We start from the raw sequence: 18955 nt of genomic DNA on the forward strand, positions 1-18955 counted from the left end.
TTGCAGCGGCGTCAAAAGTCACGGGGGCAGATCGTCGCGGGAGACAGATTGTCGCGGGGGCAGCCTGTCTCAGGCCGCGCCCACGCCTACCCCGTCAGGCTTAGTTGGCGGTTTCGCCGGAAGCGGCCTGAACCTCGGCGCGGCGCGCCAGTTCGGAGCGGTAAAGCTGCACGAAATCAACCATTTCGAGGTTGAAGGGCGGGAAGCCGCCATCGCGCGTCACATCCGAGACGATCCGGCGGATGAAGGGGAACAGCTGGCGCGGGCACTCGATCAGCAGGAAGGGGTGCATCTGGTCGGCCGGCACGCCCTCGACATGGAAGATCCCGCCATATTCCAGCTCCAGAAGATAGAGCGGCGTATTGGTGGATTTGTTGTTCGACGTGACCTTGAACTTGCAGATCACCTCGTACTGGTTGTCGGCCTGACGCTTCTTGGCATCAAGGCTGACCTGAACCTGCATCTCGGGCTGGACATCCGCCGAGGTCAGACCTTTCTGGGCGACCATATTCTCGAAGGACATATCCCGCACGAATTGCGCAAGGATCTGCATCTTCAGAGCCTGCTGGGCATCCCCAGCTGCCGGAGCGGCCGCAGTGGTTTCTTCGGTCATATCGTTCTCCAAATCACTTTGACGAAATGTCTAGCACTGGCGCGGCCTTCTCTTCAATGCCGCGTCCAGCCGGAATTCCCCGGACGGGGCGGGTTTTCGGAATCAATTTCTTCAAATTCGCCGTCAATTACGCCCGGCCCCTGTTTAGCGCCGCGATTTTGGGCAGAACCGAAGTCACGCGGATCATCAAAGCCTTGCGACCCCATCCCGCCACCCATCTGAAAGCTCTGCATCTTCACGCGCTTGGCCAGCTGTCCCGTCACCCAGTCGCGCACAGCCGGGATCAGCAGCAAGAGACCACAAGCATCCGTGAAGAACCCCGGCGTCAGCAACAGCGCCCCCGCCAGCAGGATCAGCGCACCATGCGCCAAGGGACGCGACGGATCGTTCAGCTCAGCCATCGAGCGGCGCAACTCGGCCATGGCCTGTGCCCCTTGCGAGCGCACGAGCGAGGTTCCGACAATCGCCGTCAGCACGACGATGGCAAGCGTTGGCCACAGCCCGATCAGCCCGCCGACCTGAATGAACAGGCCGATCTCGATAATCGGCACCAGCAGAAAGGCCAGAAAGATCCACATGGGTTAGTCCTTGATCCAGTCCATAAAACTGCCATTCCCGCCCTCTTGCCTGCATTAGATCACGGCATGGACTTGAACGGCCTCCTGTCATACATATGTGCCCAAGAGCGAAATACCAAGTCGCCCTCCAGATGCCGTCGCCCAAGGGACCCAGATGAACAACTCAATCATCCAGCTAATCGTTCTTGCAGCTGTCGCGATCTTTTTGATCCTGCGCCTCAAAAGCGTGCTTGGAACCCGCGACGGCTTCGAACGCTCCGCGAAGGACAGCGCGCCAGAACCCGAGGAGACGAAACAGAAATTCGAGGTCATCGATGGCGGCCCCGATCTGGACATCACCGACCATGTGCCCGAGGGCTCGTCCTCGGCCAATGCGCTGGCCGCGATGAAACGGCTGGAGCCCAGCTTCGAGGTCGGTGGCTTCCTCAAAGGCGCCCGCGGGGCCTACGAGATGATCCTGATGGCTTTCGAGCGGGGCCAGCTGGACGAGGTCAAACCCTTCCTGTCGCCGCCCGTCTACGAGGCATTCGCAGCAGCCATCGCCGATCGCAAGGCGCGTGGCCTGACGGTCGAGGCCGAATTCATGGGCCTGCGCGAACTGGCTCTGGATGCGGCCACCCTTGATGGCGATAATGATGCCGAACTGACCGTGCGCTTTGTAGGTGAGCTGGTCTCGGTCTCGCGCGATGCGCAGGGCAACTTGGTCGAAGGCGACCCGCGCACGGCCCGCAAACAGCGCGATGTCTGGACCTTTGCCCGCAAGATGGGCGCCGCCGACCCGAACTGGGTGCTCGTGGCCACGGGCGGCTAAGATGGCCCGCGCCTGCATATCTCCGCTCTACGCCGCCATAGGGGCGGCGTTTTGCATCGCCCTCCAGACAAGGCGGGGCTGAGGCGGATGGCGCGCAAACGCAAACTCAGCGAGGAGGAGCGCGAGCTCTGGGACCGCGTGGCACGCACCACGCGGCTTTTTCATGGCACACGCAAACCCGAGCAGCCGGATGAGGAGGCGCTGGCCAAACCGCCGACGCCCCTCGAGAAGCCCCTCCCCGATCCGCCTAAAGCTGATCTGGGCAAGTTGCGGCTGGGCGGCGCGACCCCGCGGACAGGGTGGTCCCATACCCCGCCCAAATCAATCGCTGAAAGCCTCAGGACCCAGCCCCTGCGCATGGACCACAAGGCCCATAAGCAGATGACCCGCGGCAAGCTGGTGCCCGATGCCCGTATCGACCTGCACGGGATGACACAGGCGGAAGCCCATCCCGAACTGATCAGCTTCATCCTGCGGGCGCAGGATCACGGGCACCGGCTGGTTCTGGTGATCACCGGCAAGGGCAAGATCATGGAGGATTGGGATCCGATCCCGACCCGTCGCGGTGTTCTGCGCCATCAGGTGCCGCAATGGCTACGTCTGCCGCCGCTCGGCCCTGTGGTGATGCAGGTGTCACAGGCCCATCAGCGTCATGGCGGCGAAGGGGCCTATTACGTCTATCTTCGCAAACTGCGCGGATAATCCGGTTGCAGCCGAGGCTCCAGCATCACGAAGGAAGCCGGCGAGATTTCCCGCAAGAGTTTGCGCGTCATCGCCTCCTGATAATCCTGATAGCTTTGCGCCACTTCTACAAAGGCCGCAGGTCCGTGAAGCACCTGCGCCTCGAAGTAGGGGATCGGCGAGGGTAATTCTCCCTCGATCACCAGCGCATTCACCGTGATCCCCGACATATCGGCCGCGGCATAGGCGCTTTGTGGCGGGAAGCCCGCGTTATTGATGCCATCGCCTGCCACATCGATGATCTTACGATAGCAGTTCTCGGGTGCGCGGTTGAGCGCGATCACGGCCTCGCCCAACGCATAGCCCAGAGCGGTCGGATAATTGCTGACCGGCCTCGGCATGGCCCGCATCCGCTCGGCCGCGCCAATGATCGTATCGGGACTATCCACAAAGACCCAAGGCAGGGTCTCGTAGATCTGGTAGGTCCCGCTCCACTCGAAGCCGTAAAGCCAGATCCCGCCACGATCCTCGATGGCCTGTATCACCTCCGGATTGGCCAGAGCCAGGGCCATTCCGTCTTTTTGTAAAGTATACTCGCGACTGTCGATCGAGGCGGAAATGTCGAGTGCCAGAACCAGTGCCAGATCGCAGCGCGCTTGTGCCTGCAGGGGCAAAAGCCCCAATGCCAAACCAATGGCAACCATCCATCGTTGGAGTCTCATACGCTCTCCTTTCGATTTCCAGCCGCTCGGAACGAGGGGCCTGATCAAAAGGGTCGGCAAGAAAGGTTAATTCAACAATAAGAATTTATCCTACGGTTGCAAACCTGTCATGAATAGGGGCGCAAAGCCATGCCTTGCGCCCCTATTTTGTGCACATGTTACAAAACATACCGGCTGAGATCGGAAGATTTGGCCAGAGCCCCCACCTCTTTCTCGACAAAGGCGGCATCGATCTGCACCGTTTCGCCGCCACGATCCGGCGCGGTGAAGGACAGTTCCTCGAACACCCGTTCCATCACGGTATAAAGGCGGCGCGCCCCGATATTCTCGACCGTGGCGTTCACCTCGGCGGCAATTCGGGCCAGAGCGGCGATCCCGTCCTCGGTGAATTCCACCACCACCTCCTCTGTGCCCATCAAGGCGGTATACTGACGGGTCAGCGCATTGTCAGTCTCGGTGAGGATACGGACGAAATCCGCCTCGGTCAGCGCGCGCAGTTCCACACGGATCGGCAGACGGCCCTGCAGCTCGGGCAAAAGGTCCGAAGGCTTGGCGATATGGAAGGCCCCCGAGGCGATGAACAGGATATGGTCGGTCTTCACCGGACCATGTTTGGTCGAGACCGTCGTGCCCTCGATCAGCGGCAGCAGATCCCGCTGCACCCCCTCGCGCGAGACATCGCCGCCACGGGTTTCCTGCCGCGCGCAGACCTTGTCGATCTCGTCGATGAACACAATCCCGCCATGCTGCACGGCCTCCAACGCGGCCTCCTTGACCTTCTCGTCATCCAGCAGCTTGTCGGCCTCCTCGGCAATCAGAAGTTCATAGCTTTCCTTCACCGTGACCTTGCGACGCTGCTTCCGGCCTGACCCGAACGCCTTGAACAGTTCCTGCAGCCCCTGCATCTGTTGCTCCATGCCAGGCTGGCCGCCCATCATGCCCAAAGGCATGCCGCCCGTGGGATCGGAGATCTCGATCTCGATTTCCTTATCGTCCAGCATCCCGTCGCGCAGCTTCTTGCGGAACATCTCGCGGGTCGACTCACGGGCGTCGGTGCCGGCAATCGCCTCGATCACGCGCTCTTCGGCGGCTGCGTGGGCGCGGGCCTTGACCTCTTCACGCATATGCTCGCGGGTCTCGACCAGTGCCACATCGGTCAGATCGCGGATGATCTGCTCGACATCGCGGCCCACATAGCCCACTTCGGTGAACTTGGTCGCCTCGACCTTCAGGAAGGGCGCCTTGGCCAGTTTCGCCAAGCGACGCGAGATCTCGGTCTTGCCGACGCCGGTCGGGCCGATCATCAGGATGTTCTTGGGATAGACTTCGTCGCGGATGTCATCGGACAGCTTGTGGCGGCGCCAGCGGTTGCGCAGGGCCACAGCTACGGCCTTCTTGGCCTCGGACTGGCCGATGATGAAGCGGTCAAGCTCGGATACGATTTCACGCGGGGTGAGAGTGCTCATGGATTACTCCGTTTTATAGGGCGGCAGGGCTGACTTGCCGGGAAACTCGGGCAGCGCGCGCATCAGCGCGACACGCAGCCCCGTCCACCACGCGCCAAGCGCGGTCAGCACGATGCCGGTAAAGAAGAGAACCGTGGCCGAGACCTCGAACCAGTTATCGGTCGGGGTCTCGGCATCGGTCAGCCAGCTGACCAGAAAGATCAGATAGCCGATGCCCACGGTCAGGAAAGAACGACGGTCGATGATCAGCGCCAGCAGGGCGATCGCGACCAGAGACAGGGCCAGAAGCGCATAGCCCAGCCCCGGCCCCATGCCGATAAAGGTCATCGCCACCGTATTGACGAGCGCGGGGGCTGCACACAGATGCAGCCAGAACCCGCTGGCCGAGGCCCGCCCCAGCCGGTGCGGGTCACGCATATCGAACCACATACCGCCCGCAAAGGCCGCTAGCCCGAAGATCAGCGTGCCAAGCGCCAGCGTCGAATTGCGCAGATCCATCGTCTCGTCAAAGGCGGTGAAGGGCGCAGTGAAGAGATCCTCGGTCGAGCCGAAGAGCACAAAACACCCCGCCAGCCCGCAAAGCGCGATCAGCACCATGGTGAAGGGCAGCCGGAAGCGGCGATACCACGCCGCCAGCGCCCCTGCCATCACCACCGAAAGCGTCAGCACGACGGCTTTGGGGCTGGATTGCAGGCTGAACACATGCCCCAGACACCAGATCGCCAGTGGAAGAACCGAGGCGCCATAGGTCAGCACCAGGAGAATCGAGGGCAGCACCATCCGCCGCTTACGGGTGAAATACTCGGCCAGACCCCATGTGACCACAGCCCAAAGCGAATAGATCATCACCACGCCGGTGGTAAACACCGTCTGCGGATCGGGCAGCAGAACACCTGCGGTCAGCGTCAGCCCGAAGGCCCCCGCAATCAGGATGCCCAGACCCACGGTTACAAAGATCTCGGCAAAGCCGCGGAACAGCTCGAACGGCTCGTCCTCGGCAGCGCGGTGATTGGCCCGTGCCGCGGCCAGCGCCTGTACCGAGGCAGCCTGTGCCTCGCTCAGATGGCCCGCCGCGACGGCCGCCCGCAGATCTGCCCACGAGAGATCAGCCAATCGTTTCCACCGTCACATTGCCATTGGTATAGACGCAGATATCGGCGGCAATCGCCATCGCCTTGCGCGCCACGTCCTCGGCATCCAGATCGGTCTCGATCAGGCCGCGGGCCGCCGCCAGCGCATAATTCCCGCCCGAGCCGATCGCCGCGATATTATGTTCGGGCTCGAGCACATCGCCTGCGCCGGTGATGACAAACAGATCGGTGCCATCGGTCACGATCAGCATCGCCTCGAGATTCTTCAGATATTTGTCGGTGCGCCAGTCCTTGGCCAGCTCCACACAAGCCCGCGCCAGCTGACCGGGAGCGGCCTCCAGCTTGATCTCGAGACGCTCGAGCAGCGTGAAGGCATCCGCCGTCGAGCCTGCAAATCCCGCCACCACATCATGGCCACCGGGGCTGAGCCTGCGCACCTTGCGCGCCGTGCCCTTGATCACTGTCGGGCCAAGGCTGACCTGACCGTCACCCGCCACCACGACCTTACCACCTTTACGCACACCGATAATTGTTGTGCCGTGCCAGCCTGGGAATTTATCTTCCGACATACAAACCTCCGTTTGACCCTGATATGTAGGCGCAGGAAAACGCTTGCAACCCTACCTTGGCACTTGCCGAAATGGATAAGCGGTGGAAAGCTGATAAAATGGACCAGCATCTTACACTTTACCTTGATCCGCCTGCCCTCGCCCGCCTGAACGCGGGGCAGCACAACTTTTTCCAGCGCGTCATCGGCGCGGTGGAATCCGTCGGATGGACGGTATCGGTCGAGGAAAGCACGCTCAACGCGCGGCTGGAAGCGCCCGAGAAGAAGGGCTATGCGCTCTATCATATGGAAGAGCCCACCCATGACCGGGCGCTGACCTGCCGCCGCAGTTATACCGGTGCCTACTGGCATGTGGAGGCGCAGGCCGCACGCTGGGAATGGCCTGTCGCACACAAGAAATTCCCCGCCCGCAAAATCGACACGCAGGAGGCCAAGACCTTCTACCGCGCCTTACGCGAGAAGGTGCTGGGCAAGGACAAGGTCACCGATGAGGGCTTCGCGCTGATGCCCCTGCAGGGCCGGCTCTCCGACCATCGCAGTTTCCAGTCGATGAGCCCCATGGAGATGATCGAGACGGTGATGGTGCGCGTGACCCAGCCGGTAATTGCCACGCTCCATCCGAATGAGGAATATACTCCCGCCGAACGCCAGATGCTAGTGGCGCTGGCCAACCGCTATCCGCATTTCTCGGTGCAGGAAGGCGGCACGCCCGAGTTGCTGCGCCGCTGTTCCTATGTGATCACGCAGAACTCCTCGGTCGCCTTCGAGGGCTATATCCTGCGCAAACCCGCGCTTCTCTTCGCGCAGGTCGACTTCCACCATATCGCTGGCTCCGTGCCGCATATGGGGCTTGATGCAGCGCTGGAAATGCTGGCAAAACGCCAGAATTTCGCTAAATACCTGACATGGTTCCTACGTGATCAGGCGCTCAATGCCGCTCGCCCCGAATTCGAGGCCCGTCTTCTGGCGCATCTGCATGCCAAAGGCTGGCCGGTGCCGGAGGCAGACATCGACATACCCACCCCGATCGCCTCTTGAGGGCACTATATATATGGCCTATCTCCATCCCCCCCGACATCACACGGACACTCTCGACCTCGTTTTCAGGCCGATGGGGTTCGAGCATCTCGATGCGCTGCACGGCCTCTCGGTCTCTTTGGGCTGGCCACATCGGCGGGCCGATTGGGAGACCAATCTACAGATCGGGCACGGGATTGTGGCGGTCGATGCGCTGGATCGAGTGCATGGTTCGGCAATGTATTTCCCCTATCAGGGCGATCTGACCTCCATCGGGATGGTGATTGCCCATCCCAAACTGGCCCGAACCAGCCTGTTCGGAACGCTGGCGCATGAAATGATCGACCGGAGCACGCGAAGCCGCAGCACCGGAGGCGTTTTTCTCAACGCCTGCAAAAATGATGTCGCCTCCTATCGTGATCTCGGAATGCGGGCGGATCTGCCTGTCTATAAATACGAGGGGATCCTGCCATGCGATTTTTCTATCGCCCGCGAAGTCCGCAAGGCCGAAGCGCAAGATCTGCAGGCCATCTATGCGCTTGACGGAGAAAGCTATGAGGCCGACCGGCGCGCTCTGCTTGCCGTTTTGGCGGATCGTTCGGATTGCTATGTGATCGAGGCGCGCGGACAAATCACGGGGTTTGGCATGCGCAGGCGCTTCGGGCGCGGCACACTTATCGGACCGGTTACCGCCACAGGGAGCCAGGATGCGATCCGGCTGACCACCTCGCTCATGGCAGGGCTTGCGGGAAGGTTCGTGCGGCTTGATACCCGCCTTGAAGAGGGCCCCTATACAGAATTTCTGACCGCCCTCGGGCTGAAGGCCACGCCGGATGTCACCACAATGAGCGATGGCCAGCCAAAATTCCATCCGCAGAGCTTTGCGATCTCAAGCCATTCGACCGGCTGAACCGGCATAAAAAAGACGCCCCGGAAGGCGCCTTTTCAGAGCGATATCAAAACGATCAGATCGCGTCGTTGATCCAGTTCTGAAGCGCCGCTTTCGGAGCCGCGCCGATCTTGTTGGAGACGACCTCGCCATCCTTGAACAGGAAGAGCGCCGGAATACCGCGCACGCCAAGAGCGGCGGGGCTTTCGGGGTTCTCGTCGACATTGACCTTTACGATCTTGACCTTACCGGCCATCTCGCCTGCGATCTCTTCGAGCGCCGGGCCGATCTGGCGGCACGGGCCGCACCATTCCGCCCAGAAATCGACGACGACGGGGACGTCGGATTTACGGACTTCGGAATCGAAGGTTGCGTCGGTGACTGCGACTGTTGCCATGGGATTTCTCCTGAATACTAAGTTGATGAGAACGTAGGTATGCTGCCCCGCGCCGTCAAGATGCGCTCTCGGTGCGCAAAGCCGCATCCATCTGTGCGTCCCCCAGCCAGTCGATCCGCGCCTGTGCCGTCCACAGGAGACCGCATTCGATCCGGCGGTCGGGATAGATCTGGCGCAGCATGGCCCGATAGGCCGCCAGCTGGCGCACCAGTCCGAGCGGCGTCTGCGCCACATCGGCAGGCACGATCTGGTTCGATTTGTAATCCAGCACCTGCACGAGATCCGGCCCGACCAGAAGCCGGTCGATGATCCCGTGCATCAGTTCACCGTCCAGCGTGGCCGTCAGCTCCACCTCGGCCAGAGCCTCGGGCGCAAGGAAAGGCTGCATCGCGGGGGAGGCCAGCACTGCGCGGGCCTCGGCCATCAGCGCGGGTAGCTCGGTCTCATGGGCCGCGTCCTCGCCACTCAACAGCAGATCGCGTGCCCAGTCCTCCCAGTCGGCCTCGGGCCAGTTAGGGAGATGCTCGAGCAACATATGGATCTGGCGCCCGCGCCGTTTGGCCGCCTCCTCGTCGAAGATACCGGGCAGATCGCCCGCCAATGCTTTCGCCCCGCCCAGATCCGAAGGCGTCAGCACGCGCTTCGGGCGCTCGGGGCGCAAGGCGGGCAGACGCGCCCAATCGGGCAGCTCGGGATAGGTCTCGACCACGCGCCCGGCCTTGAACCCCGCCTCGGGCCAGTTGCCATATTGCACGCGGCGGATCTCTCCCAGGCTCTGCAGATCGGGGGAATGGCCCGTGGCGGGGCGGTCCCCTGCCTGCACAAGGCCGGTCGAGATCATCGAATACCAGCTGTCATCGCCCTCGCCGATCTTGCCCTGCGCGGCCACAATCAGCCATTTCTCGGCCCGCGTCATCGCCACATAGAGGAGACGCATCTTCTCCTCGGTCTGGCGCGCGACATTGGCCGCCTGCGCATCCGCCTCCTCGGGAGACCGGTCGGCAGACGGCGCGGCCCATGCCGCCGTGCCATCCTCGAGCCGGTAGATATTGAGCGGCCGTGCCTTGACATGCGGCTTGCCCGTATCGGGCAGGATGACTACCGGCGCCTCGAGCCCTTTGGAGCCATGCACCGTCATCACACGGATCGAGCGCCCCGCCCCGGCCAGCTGGCGTTTGACCTCGACATCATCGGCATCGAGCCACACGAGGAACCCCGTCAGGCTCGGCACCTCGGCCCGCTCGAATGCCAGCGCCTGCGAGATCAGCTCGTCGATCCCGTCCTCGGCCTCGACCCCCAGCCGCGCGATCAGCCGCTCGCGCCCGCCATGGCGGGTCAGGAGCCGCTCGATCAGATCATGCGGACGCAGGAAATCGGCCTGATCGCGCAGATCCTGCAGGATCCTCAGCGTTTCGGGATGGCTTTCGGATTTGCGCAAAGCCTCCCACAGGTAGCCCTTGCGCGGCTGCGCCAGCGTATAGAGATCCTGCTCGCTCCAGCCAAACAGCGGCGATTTCAGCGCCTCGGCCAAGGCCAGATCATCCTCGGCCGTGGCAAGGAAGGCCAGCACCGAGCGGATATCCTTCACCGCCAGCTCCGCCCCCAGCTTCAACCGGTCGGCGCCGGCAATCGCCAGCCCCGCCGCCTTGCACGCGCGGATGATCTCGGAAAAGAGCGCGCCGCGCCGCTGCACCAGAATGAGGATATCGCCCTCATGCAGCGGCCGGCTCTCCTTGCCCTCGGGCAGGCGCACACCCTGATCGATCATCGCGCGGATCTCGGCGGCCACGGTGCGGGCCAGCACCACGGTCGGATCGGTATCGGTGCGCAGGTCGACGGGGTTCTCCCATGTCTCTTCCTGCTCGGTCTCGGTCTTCTCGACCACCGGCCACAGATCTACCCGACCGGGCATTTGGTCGAAAAAGGCGATATGCTCGGGCGCGCCGCCCAGACCCTCATTGGCCTCGCCCAGAAAGGTCACATCGGTCAGGCCCAGCACCGCCGCCGAGGAACGGAAACTGTGCAGAAGCTGCGCTTCCTGCAAGGGCCGTCCGACGGCTGCGAATTTCTGCGCAAAATGCCGCTGCATCGCCTCGAACGCGCGCAGATCGGCCCCCTGGAAGGAATAGATCGACTGCTTGCGATCGCCCACCACGAAGATCGTGCGCGTCTCGTCGCGCGCGCCCTCGCCTGCGGTAAACTCGTCGGCCAGACGCTCGATGACCTTCCACTGGCTGGGCGAGGTATCCTGCGCCTCGTCCACAAGAATATGGTCGATCCCGCCATCCAGCCGGAACAACACCCATTGCGCCATGGTGCTATCCGACAACAACCGTCCTGCCCGCTCGATCAGATCGTCGAAATCGAGCCAGCCTCGCGCGGCCTTTGCCGCCTCGAGCTTCGGCAGGAAGACCCGCGCGAAGGTCTGCAACGCCTCGGTGCGGTCGGCGGCCTGCAGACCTAGACGCAAGGGACGGGCCTGTTCGACCCGCTCCATCAGTTCGTTGAACGGGTCCATCGCCGTCCCCGCCGCCTTCTGTGTCGCCTTGGTGGGGACCGTGCCGATTTTGGCCGAAAACGGCACCTTGGCCGTGGCCCCCGTCAGGCAGACATCCTCCAGAATGGCCAGCGCCTCCAGATCGGGTGCCGTGATCAGGCCGAGTTTCAGCGCATTTTTCTGATCGGTCGCCGCCCCCTTGGCCATAACCGCCACCAGATCCCGCAGGGTCTTCAGATCATGGGCGTCAAACACCTCGTCCAGCAGCGCCTGAGCGCCGAACCCGGGAGGCAGACCATAAAGCGCAAGGATTTTGTCGCGGGTCAGATCCTGTGCGAACCCGTCCTTGTTGCCCGCGATATTGGCCAGCAGCCCGCCCAGATCATCGGTTGAATAATACCGCACCAGCCCGTCCAGCACAGGGCAATCCTCACCTGTGGCAATCTCCTCGAGGATGGACTGACGCAAGAGATCGCCCGAGCGGTCATCCATCTCCGAGAACCCATGCGGCACCCCCGCCTCAAGCGGGAACCGCCGCAGGAGGGCTGCACAGAAAGAGTGGATGGTCTGGATCTTCAACCCGCCCGGCGTCTCGATCGCTTTGGCAAAGAGCCTGCGCGCCTCGGCCAGACGCTCGGCATCGATGGTGATTTCCTCACCCAGATCAAGAAGTTGCTGGCGTAGCGCGTCATCGGGCAGCATCGCCCATTCGCCCAGACGTTTCAGCAGACGGTTCTGCATCTCGGTTGCCGCCGCCTTGGTATAGGTCAGGCACAGGACCTTCTGCGGCTCGGTCCCGTTCAGCAGGAGCCGCGCGACACGGTCGGTCAGCACCCGCGTCTTGCCAGACCCCGCATTGGCCGAAAGCCATGTGGAGGCCGTGGGCGAGGCCGCGCGGATCTGGCGGAGCGTGGCGTCATTGCGCAAGGGGGTGGTGCTCATATCAGATCTTCCCCGTCCGGTATCTCGCTCAGCTCCCACTCGCCATAGCGAGAGAGCTGGTCGTAATCGCTGCTATCCTGCGCGCCGTGCATTGCACGCCGCGCGGTAAAGCCCTGCTCCGGCTTCATGTAAGTGCCCACCAGCTTGCAGAATTTGGCCCATGCCTCTTCCGCCGTCTCGGTCTGAAGCTCACCGCCGCGGGGTTTGAACTCGACTGTCGTGGTATAGGGGGCCGTCTCGCCCTCGCCGCCCAGACGGATATAGGTCATGCCCTCCACCTCGCTCGGGCCGATCTGGCTGAAGGCGCCACGACGCACCATCGCCGCCTCCAGCAGAAGCTGTTTGTCGAAATGGATCATCTCGCCTGCAGAGGGTAGAACCCCTGATTTATAGTCGTAAATCCGGCTCAACCCGTTTGTCAGAATGTCGATCCGGTCGGGCTTGGCGGTCAGGCGGAACGCGAGGTCGGGCACGGCAAGCCCGCCCTTTTCCTCGATGATCGCGGGTTTGCCCAGCTTGGCGCGCGCCACCTCGTCCGTGGCAAATCGCTGTGCGATCTTGGTGATCCGCGCGAGCCAGAGCCGCTGCACCGAGGGCCATGGCACCGATTGCCCGAGCACCTCCTCGGCGATGCGGATGAGGCGCTGCTCACCCTCTGCCGCCTGCTCGCCCTCGGGGCGCTCCTTCACATAACGCTCGACGATCTCGTGCAGCACATTGCCCCGTTGCAGCGCATCCGGCTCGGGACGCAGCGGGTTGAGCGGATAAAGCCGCAGCACCTTTCGGGCATAGATCGTATAGGGATCGCGGATCAGCGTCTTCACCTGCGTGACCGACAGATCCTTGGGCCGCGCCTCAATCGGCGGGCGCGGCGAGGGTCGGCGCATGGGCTTGGTCTCGCCCAGCGGACGGTCGAGGCTCGAGGCGAGCCCGAGCCATGTCGCGCCGCGCGCGCGCATCTCGACAAGCGCCTCAGGGCCACGCCGGTCGGGCAGGCCCGACATCAGGTTGACCAGCCGGTTTACCCAGCGCGAGGGCACGGTCTCGGCCTCGGCATCGCGTTTCGCGCGCGTCAGGATCACGCGCGGGGCACCAACCGCCTGCTGGAAGTCATGCGCCGAAAGTCCGGTCTGGCGTTCGGGCAGCAACAGTCCCGCTGCCAGACGCATCTGCCGCGAGAGCCACGGATCGGGATCGGGGGCTTCGGGCCACGAGCCCTCGTTCAGCCCTGCCAGAATGACCTGCTCCGCGCCTTGGACCCGCGCCTCGAGCGCCCCGAAAATGGTGATGTCACGATGGGCGGCAAGACCCGCGCGTGTCATCGACCCCTGCAGCAGGTGATTGACCAGATCGGTATAGGAGGCCGCCGTATAGCTGCCGCCATTCACCGCCTCGCGGGCCAGTTCGGAAAACACCCGCCATGCCTCGCGCCCGCCATCCTGAAGCCACAGCTCGCTGGCCTCGACCGAGCCATCCGGCCCTGTCGCCAGATGCGCCGCAAGGGCCAGATGGTGGCTGACACAGTCACTAAGCGGCTGTTCATAAGGCGACATCAGCATGGGGAAAAACGCGCCCAGCCAGTTCGCCCATGTCAGTTTCTCAACATAGTCGGGTTTATCGGCATATTTCTGTGCCCATGCCACCAACGCCGGATGATCGGGGAAAGCCGGCCCGTTGCGGCGCAGATCCAGCTCCAGTTCACGGGTATAGCGAAGATGCGTCCCGCGCATCGTCGAGCCTGTGGCGGTCAGCGGATGTTTGAGCAGGGTCAGCAGCCCGTCCAGCGTCAGCGCCTCGCCACGCATCGCCGCCAGATGGCGCAAGAGCCGCCCCGGCGCGGTCTGTTGCAGCGGTTGCCCCGCCGAGTCATCGGGGATGATCCCCCAGCGGTCAAGCGCCACCGCCACCCGCCGGGTCAGCATCCGGTCGGGCGTGATGAGCGCGGTCGGCACCCCACGTTCGGCCGCATCGCGCAAAACCAGCGCGATGGCATTGGCCTCGGCGCGCGGATCACGCGCCTCGATCAGCGTCAGATCCTTGCAGGCGTCCAGCAGATCGGGCAGATCCGCGCCCTCGCGCATCCATTGATCGGTCACCGGAGCGGGGCGTAGCGCCAGCGAGATCAGCGCGTTACGCTCCGGTGAAGGCTCGGAGCGGTCATGCCAGCGGATCACATCGCCGGGCTCCGCCTCGACCGCATCCAGCATCGCGCGATAGCGGTATTGCGGGTGATCCTCGATCGGGAAACTGCCCGACTTCAGGCTTTTCCACGCATGCTCCGGCATCGAGAAATCAAACCCCGGCAGCACCAGCGCGCCTTGGGGAAGCCGTGCAACCGCCTGCATGAACAGCCCCGTGGCCCCGCGCGAGCCGGTCGAACCCGCCACGATGATCGGATCTGTCGGCCCTGCTTCCGCCCAATCCGCGATGATCTGCTCGACCACACGGCGCTGGCGGGCTTCGGCATCGGGGGTTGCGTCAGCCTCGAAATAGCGGGCAACAATGCGAATGAAATCAAGGCTCAACCGCCAGTGTTGCGCATGGGTATCGGCAATCTCCAGCGCCTCGAGATCGTCGGGCGTCACGCCCTCGCTCTGCATCTCGGCCATCAGCGTGGCCAGACTGTCAGCCAGCCCGAAGATCCCGTGCCCCGCCTCGAACCCCGGCAAACGGTCGACCAGCCCCGCGACCAGCTGCGCCAGCTCGAGCCGCCGCCGGAGCGCGGGCTCGGCGGGGGGCAGCCCGCGCATGGGCGCCCGCCCGAGATCGGTCACCAGTTTCAGCTGCGGCAGAAACCGCGCTCCATGTCGGTCGAATTCCTCACGCACACGGCGTAGCATCCGCCCCGAGTTCAGATAGAGCCGCACCCGCGCCATGGCCTCGGGCGGCTGGTCCTGCATCCGCGCGATCAGACCTGCCACCAGCTCGCGGGGAAAATCCACGCCGCAAGGCAGCGCATAGATGCCGCGCTCAATCATCGGCCTGCTCCAGCAGCGCCTCGGCCAGCGGAATACTTTCGGGACGCCCGACATCACACCAGCCGCCCGGATGGACGAGACCGTACACCCGCCCCTGTGCCAGCATCCTGTCCCAGAGCAGGTTCAGCGAAAACGCGGCTTCAGGAATTTCCGAAAGTTCTGACGGATCGATAAGCTGCGCACCAGTATAGACAAATCCGGGACCACGCGTCAGGCGCCCCTCCGTCAGGGTAAAATCGCCCGCGCCTTTATGACCCGTCGCCCGTTCCGGCGGCACCAGCATCAGCAGCGCTGACATCTTCTTCGGGTCCCATGCTGTGCGCAGGGCCGCGATCGGATTCGGGCCTGTCCAGATGGCATCGGTATTGAGCGTAAACACAGGCCCCTGCCCCAGAAGCGGAAGCGCCTTGCGCAGCCCGCCACCGGTTTCCAGAATCTCGTCCGTCTCGTCGGAAATCATCACATCGGACCCTGCCAGATGCCGGACGATCTGATCGCCGCGATAATGGATATTGGCGACGCTCCGTCCGATCCCGGCCTCCACGACCAGATCGAGCGCATGATCAATGAGCGGACGCCCCGCCACCTCAACGAGCGGCTTCGGACAATCCGCGGTCAGCGCCCCCATCCGCGTGCCGAAACCGGCGGCAAACAACATCAGACTATCGGGCGTGTCGCACATTGTCGGCGTATCTCCTCGATCAGGGGGACATCGGGGCGCGGCATAGCTGCCATGACCGTTGCGCGCAATTGCGCGAGGGCGGGGTGGGCCAGATTGTGATCGAGATGTCCCCAGACGCGCGGCATGAACTCGAGATAGCGCGGCTTGCCCATTGCCACGCACAGGCGCACGAAAATTCCCAGAATGCGCAACGCACGCTGCGCCCCGAGACAGGCGTAAATAGCAGAAAAAATTGCGTTATCCTGCCCCGTCATGGCGCAATAGCGCGCGATCTGGGCTGTTTCAGTCTGGCGCGAGACATCGCGCCGTGCATCCTGCAGGGCCGAGACGAGATCATAGGCGGGATGGGCCAGGACCGCGTCCTGATAATCCAGAAGTCCGAGCCGGGCGACGCCCTGCCGCGCGGGCAGAAGGAGCGCATTCTCGGCGTGGAAATCCCGGAGCGACACAACCCGCTGACCGTCATCCAGCGCCTCGAACGCGCGGGCAATGTCCCCCGAGAGATCCGCCGCCGCCGTCATCGGATACCAGTCCTCGGTCAGCTTCGTCAGCGCGGCAAGCCCGCGGCCATCCAGTTCCGTCAGACCCGCGGGCGGTGTCACCGCACGCAGGGCAACCAGCACATCGGTGATCAGACCGTAAAGCTCGTCCTCGCGGGCGGGGTCGGCGCCAATGAGCCGCGCCACAAGGTCATCCCCCAGATCCTCGAGCAGCAGCAACCCCTGCTCTGGCGCGCGGGCATAGATCTGCGGGACCGAAAACCCCTGCGCCGCCAGCCAGTCGGTCATGCGGAGGAACCGTTGCAACTCGTCTCCCGGCTGGGTGATCATGAGGACGGCGGGGCGCTCTCCCCCGACCCGCTCGTAGCGACGGGCAGAAGCATCGCCGGCAAGCGGCTCGCGCTGCGCACCGCCCCAGCCTGCCTGCGCGAGGAAGCGCTCGATGTCCATCACAGCCCCTCCAGCATATCCGGCAGACGCCGCGCCCATGTCTCGTCGCCGCTGAAGACCACCTGCCGTGCCGCACCATCTTCTGTCAGCGAGAAGGCAAGGTGCAGCGCGGCATGGGGGACCAGATCTCCCAGACGATCGGGCCATTCAACCAGACAGATCGCGTCATGGAAGGCCTCCTCGAGCCCGAGCTCCAGAACGTCATCGGGATGGGAAAGGCGATAGAGATCGCTATGCCAGATCTCGGGCTCGGCCTCATAGACCTGCACGAGAGTAAAGGTCGGCGAGGGCACATCCTCGAACATGCCGAGCCTTTCGAGCCGATACTGGATCAACGCCCGAGAAAAATGGGTTTTCCCTGCCCCGATCTGGCCGTCGAGCAACAGAACATCGCCCGCTTTCAGGAAGGGGGCGATGACGCGGCCAAGTCTGGCGGTGGCATCGGGATCGGCGAGAGGCAGGGTCAGGATAGGAGCGGTCATAGCGCCCGTTCTATCCTGACCGTTCGTCCATGCAAAGGCGCTATTGCGCTGCGAGTTTGCGAAGCGGCTCTACCTCGGCCAGCAGTTCCTTTTCGGCAAAGCTCGCCATAAGGGCTCCGCCCGCCAGTGGCACGAAACGGCAGGCAATTACCCGCCCGTCGCGCAGGGTCACATCCCCCGCCAGCGGCTCGCGCTCGGCCATCGCTCCCAAACGCAGGCGCGCGCGGCTCCAGACCTCGGTCGGCACACAGGCCTCGGCCCATGCGCGCAACGAATCATGCAGACACATCCCTGCCGATTGCGCGGGCCAAAGACGATGATAGACTGCATTGGCCGAACTCAGCTCGCCCGACGGCAGGAAAACGGCAACGGCTTCCGCGATATTGTCCAGCACCGCGCGATCCATCTCGCGTTCGGTATGAAACTTGCGCGTCAACGTCATCTCGGAGGTGATATCCTCGAAAAGGAAAGCGATCGCCCCGTCGGGATGCGGACGCCCTGTCACGCGATAGGTCTGACCATTGGGCAGGTTCCACGTCTCGGAATGATAACCGGCTGCCGCCTGTTTCTCGAGCGTGGTCATCTGCTCGCGCCAGCTTCGGTAGTCCTTCGGTTCGGCCATCATTCGGGTCTCGCGCAGGCGGTCGAGGAAGGCATAGAGCGAGGGACGTTTCGAGAGGAAATCCACCCCGAGGGCGGTCAGATCACTGAGCGCGGGGTTGAAGAGCTGCAACTGGCGCTGACGGTTGAAGATGGCCAGCCCGATCGGCAGATCGGCAAAGGTCTTGGTCAGCGTCTGGACGAAATCGCGCAGTGCTTTTTCGGCATAAACCGTGGCATCCGCCGATTGCGCGAAATGCACCCAGTTGTCCCCCAGATGATAGCTGTAGCAATCAAACCATGTATCGATCCCGTCCTCGTCCTGGAGCATCACGCGGCGCGGCGCATATTCGGTCTGTTCCAGTTCGAGTTTGAACAGCTGCGGGAGTGGCCAGCTGAGCGTAACCTCTTCCTCCGCCAGAGACCCGGCGCGCAGCAGATAGGCTCGGTTGGCCCAGATCGTCTCGCCGGCTGCGCTTTCCTGCCAAACCAGAGAGGGCGACAGATCGAGCGCATGGCGCAGGTTCTCGAGTTCGTCCTCGAGCGCGCGCTGCGACAGCCCGTCCACCAGAAGCCCTTGGCCCTCGGCTTCCGGATCAACCAATGTGATCCGCGTCAAGCCGTTCACATCCTCGGCAATGAGCCGCAGCGGCGCCCCGCCATTCGGACCCGGAAAGCCGGAGACCTCGATCCGCCCGATCTCGGCAATACCCGCGAGCCGGTCACGCACCGATTCGAAGCGCGGCGTCAGGAAGGCGATGAGGCGTCCCCAGTCACTCGAGGCCAGAGGGGAGGCTTCCAGAAGAGTCCGTGCCGGAGCGGTCGCATCGACAAGCTCCTCGTCATCGAAGAGCAGGACCGTCTGCTCGATCATCGGCTGGAGGGACCGCGCGTCCTTCTTGCGCTGTCCGGCCTGCAGGCGTGTAAGCAGCAAGATCGCCACCGACGCCGAAACGGCAGATGCGATCGCAACCAACCCAGTGATGACCAA

Annotated in this window: 17 protein-coding genes; 4 read left to right on the forward strand and 13 right to left on the reverse strand. The window is 63.4% G+C overall.

Annotated features, from left to right (window positions below):
- Nucleotides 1-100: 100 nt before the first annotated feature.
- Both secB and WDB91_RS02610 read right to left on the reverse strand, forming a co-directional pair.
- Nucleotides 101-613 carry a protein-export chaperone SecB gene (gene secB / locus WDB91_RS02605; protein ID WP_339113611.1) on the reverse strand — a complete coding sequence of 171 codons (513 nt, stop codon included), beginning with the start codon at nucleotides 611-613 and terminating at the stop codon, nucleotides 101-103.
- Between the two features lie 53 nt (nucleotides 614-666).
- On the reverse strand, nucleotides 667-1191 hold the full coding sequence (locus WDB91_RS02610) for an FxsA family protein (RefSeq protein ID WP_339113612.1): 525 nt from the start codon (nucleotides 1189-1191) through the stop codon (nucleotides 667-669).
- 154 nt (nucleotides 1192-1345) lie between these two features.
- Here WDB91_RS02610 and WDB91_RS02615 point away from each other — a divergent pair, with 154 nt between their 5' ends.
- Together WDB91_RS02615 and WDB91_RS02620 are read left to right on the forward strand one after the other, a co-directional pair.
- Complete coding sequence (locus WDB91_RS02615; RefSeq protein WP_339113613.1) at nucleotides 1346-2002, forward strand: Tim44/TimA family putative adaptor protein; 657 nt, start codon at nucleotides 1346-1348, stop codon at nucleotides 2000-2002.
- 87 nt (nucleotides 2003-2089) lie between these two features.
- Entirely contained in the window at nucleotides 2090-2704 is a 615-nt protein-coding gene (locus tag WDB91_RS02620) for a Smr/MutS family protein (RefSeq protein ID WP_339113614.1), read from the forward strand.
- On the opposite strand, the gene WDB91_RS02625 is transcribed toward WDB91_RS02620, so the two are convergent.
- The 4 genes from WDB91_RS02625 to hslV all read right to left on the reverse strand — a co-directional run bounded on the left by WDB91_RS02625 (nucleotide 2680) and on the right by hslV (nucleotide 6531).
- Complete coding sequence (locus tag WDB91_RS02625; RefSeq protein ID WP_339113615.1) at nucleotides 2680-3405, reverse strand: DUF1194 domain-containing protein; 726 nt, start codon at nucleotides 3403-3405, stop codon at nucleotides 2680-2682. The two genes, WDB91_RS02620 and WDB91_RS02625, sit on opposite strands and share 25 nt — an antisense overlap.
- Before the next feature lie 158 nt (nucleotides 3406-3563).
- Complete coding sequence (gene hslU / locus WDB91_RS02630) at nucleotides 3564-4871, reverse strand: ATP-dependent protease ATPase subunit HslU (protein ID WP_339113616.1); 1308 nt, start codon at nucleotides 4869-4871, stop codon at nucleotides 3564-3566.
- Between the two features lie 3 nt (nucleotides 4872-4874).
- On the reverse strand, nucleotides 4875-5984 hold the full coding sequence (locus WDB91_RS02635; protein ID WP_339113617.1) for a hypothetical protein: 1110 nt from the start codon (nucleotides 5982-5984) through the stop codon (nucleotides 4875-4877).
- Complete coding sequence (gene hslV / locus WDB91_RS02640) at nucleotides 5977-6531, reverse strand: ATP-dependent protease subunit HslV (RefSeq protein ID WP_339113618.1); 555 nt, start codon at nucleotides 6529-6531, stop codon at nucleotides 5977-5979. The genes WDB91_RS02635 and hslV overlap by 8 nt, the downstream gene beginning before the upstream one ends.
- Before the next feature lie 98 nt (nucleotides 6532-6629).
- Here hslV and WDB91_RS02645 point away from each other — a divergent pair, with 98 nt between their 5' ends.
- Nucleotides 6630-7568 (forward strand): hypothetical protein, encoded by a 939-nt coding sequence (locus tag WDB91_RS02645; RefSeq protein WP_339113619.1) that lies wholly within the window; start codon nucleotides 6630-6632, stop codon nucleotides 7566-7568.
- Nucleotides 7569-7581: 13 nt separating this feature from the next.
- Nucleotides 7582-8457: a hypothetical protein gene (locus WDB91_RS02650; protein WP_339113620.1), complete on the forward strand. Its 876-nt coding sequence runs from the start codon at nucleotides 7582-7584 to the stop codon at nucleotides 8455-8457.
- A gap of 55 nt (nucleotides 8458-8512) precedes the next feature.
- Here WDB91_RS02650 and trxA read toward each other — a convergent pair whose 3' ends face one another.
- From trxA to WDB91_RS02685, 7 genes are read right to left on the reverse strand one after another with little or no spacing between them, the layout of a single operon-like run.
- Nucleotides 8513-8833 (reverse strand): thioredoxin, encoded by a 321-nt coding sequence (gene trxA, locus WDB91_RS02655; protein WP_339113621.1) that lies wholly within the window; start codon nucleotides 8831-8833, stop codon nucleotides 8513-8515.
- A gap of 55 nt (nucleotides 8834-8888) precedes the next feature.
- Nucleotides 8889-12272, reverse strand: coding sequence for a double-strand break repair helicase AddA (gene addA, locus WDB91_RS02660; RefSeq protein WP_339113622.1), 3384 nt, complete (start codon nucleotides 12270-12272; stop codon nucleotides 8889-8891).
- On the reverse strand, nucleotides 12269-15250 hold the full coding sequence (gene addB, locus WDB91_RS02665; RefSeq protein ID WP_339113623.1) for a double-strand break repair protein AddB: 2982 nt from the start codon (nucleotides 15248-15250) through the stop codon (nucleotides 12269-12271). Before addB ends, addA begins: the two co-directional genes overlap by 4 nt.
- Nucleotides 15243-15932, reverse strand: a complete 690-nt coding sequence (locus tag WDB91_RS02670) for a nucleotidyltransferase family protein (protein ID WP_339113624.1) — start codon at nucleotides 15930-15932, stop codon at nucleotides 15243-15245. Before WDB91_RS02670 ends, addB begins: the two co-directional genes overlap by 8 nt.
- Nucleotides 15908-16882, reverse strand: a complete 975-nt coding sequence (locus WDB91_RS02675; protein WP_339113625.1) for a phosphotransferase — start codon at nucleotides 16880-16882, stop codon at nucleotides 15908-15910. Before WDB91_RS02675 ends, WDB91_RS02670 begins: the two co-directional genes overlap by 25 nt.
- A complete protein-coding gene (gene tsaE / locus WDB91_RS02680) occupies nucleotides 16882-17364 on the reverse strand; it encodes a tRNA (adenosine(37)-N6)-threonylcarbamoyltransferase complex ATPase subunit type 1 TsaE (protein ID WP_339113626.1) in 483 nt (160 codons plus the stop codon). The genes WDB91_RS02675 and tsaE overlap by 1 nt, the downstream gene beginning before the upstream one ends.
- A gap of 40 nt (nucleotides 17365-17404) precedes the next feature.
- Nucleotides 17405-18898 (reverse strand): PAS-domain containing protein, encoded by a 1494-nt coding sequence (locus WDB91_RS02685; protein ID WP_339113627.1) that lies wholly within the window; start codon nucleotides 18896-18898, stop codon nucleotides 17405-17407.
- Between the last annotated feature and the right edge of the window lie 57 nt (nucleotides 18899-18955).

It is taken from the genome of Thioclava sp. GXIMD2076, from assembly GCF_037949795.1.
GTDB lineage: Bacteria > Pseudomonadota > Alphaproteobacteria > Rhodobacterales > Rhodobacteraceae > Thioclava > Thioclava kandeliae.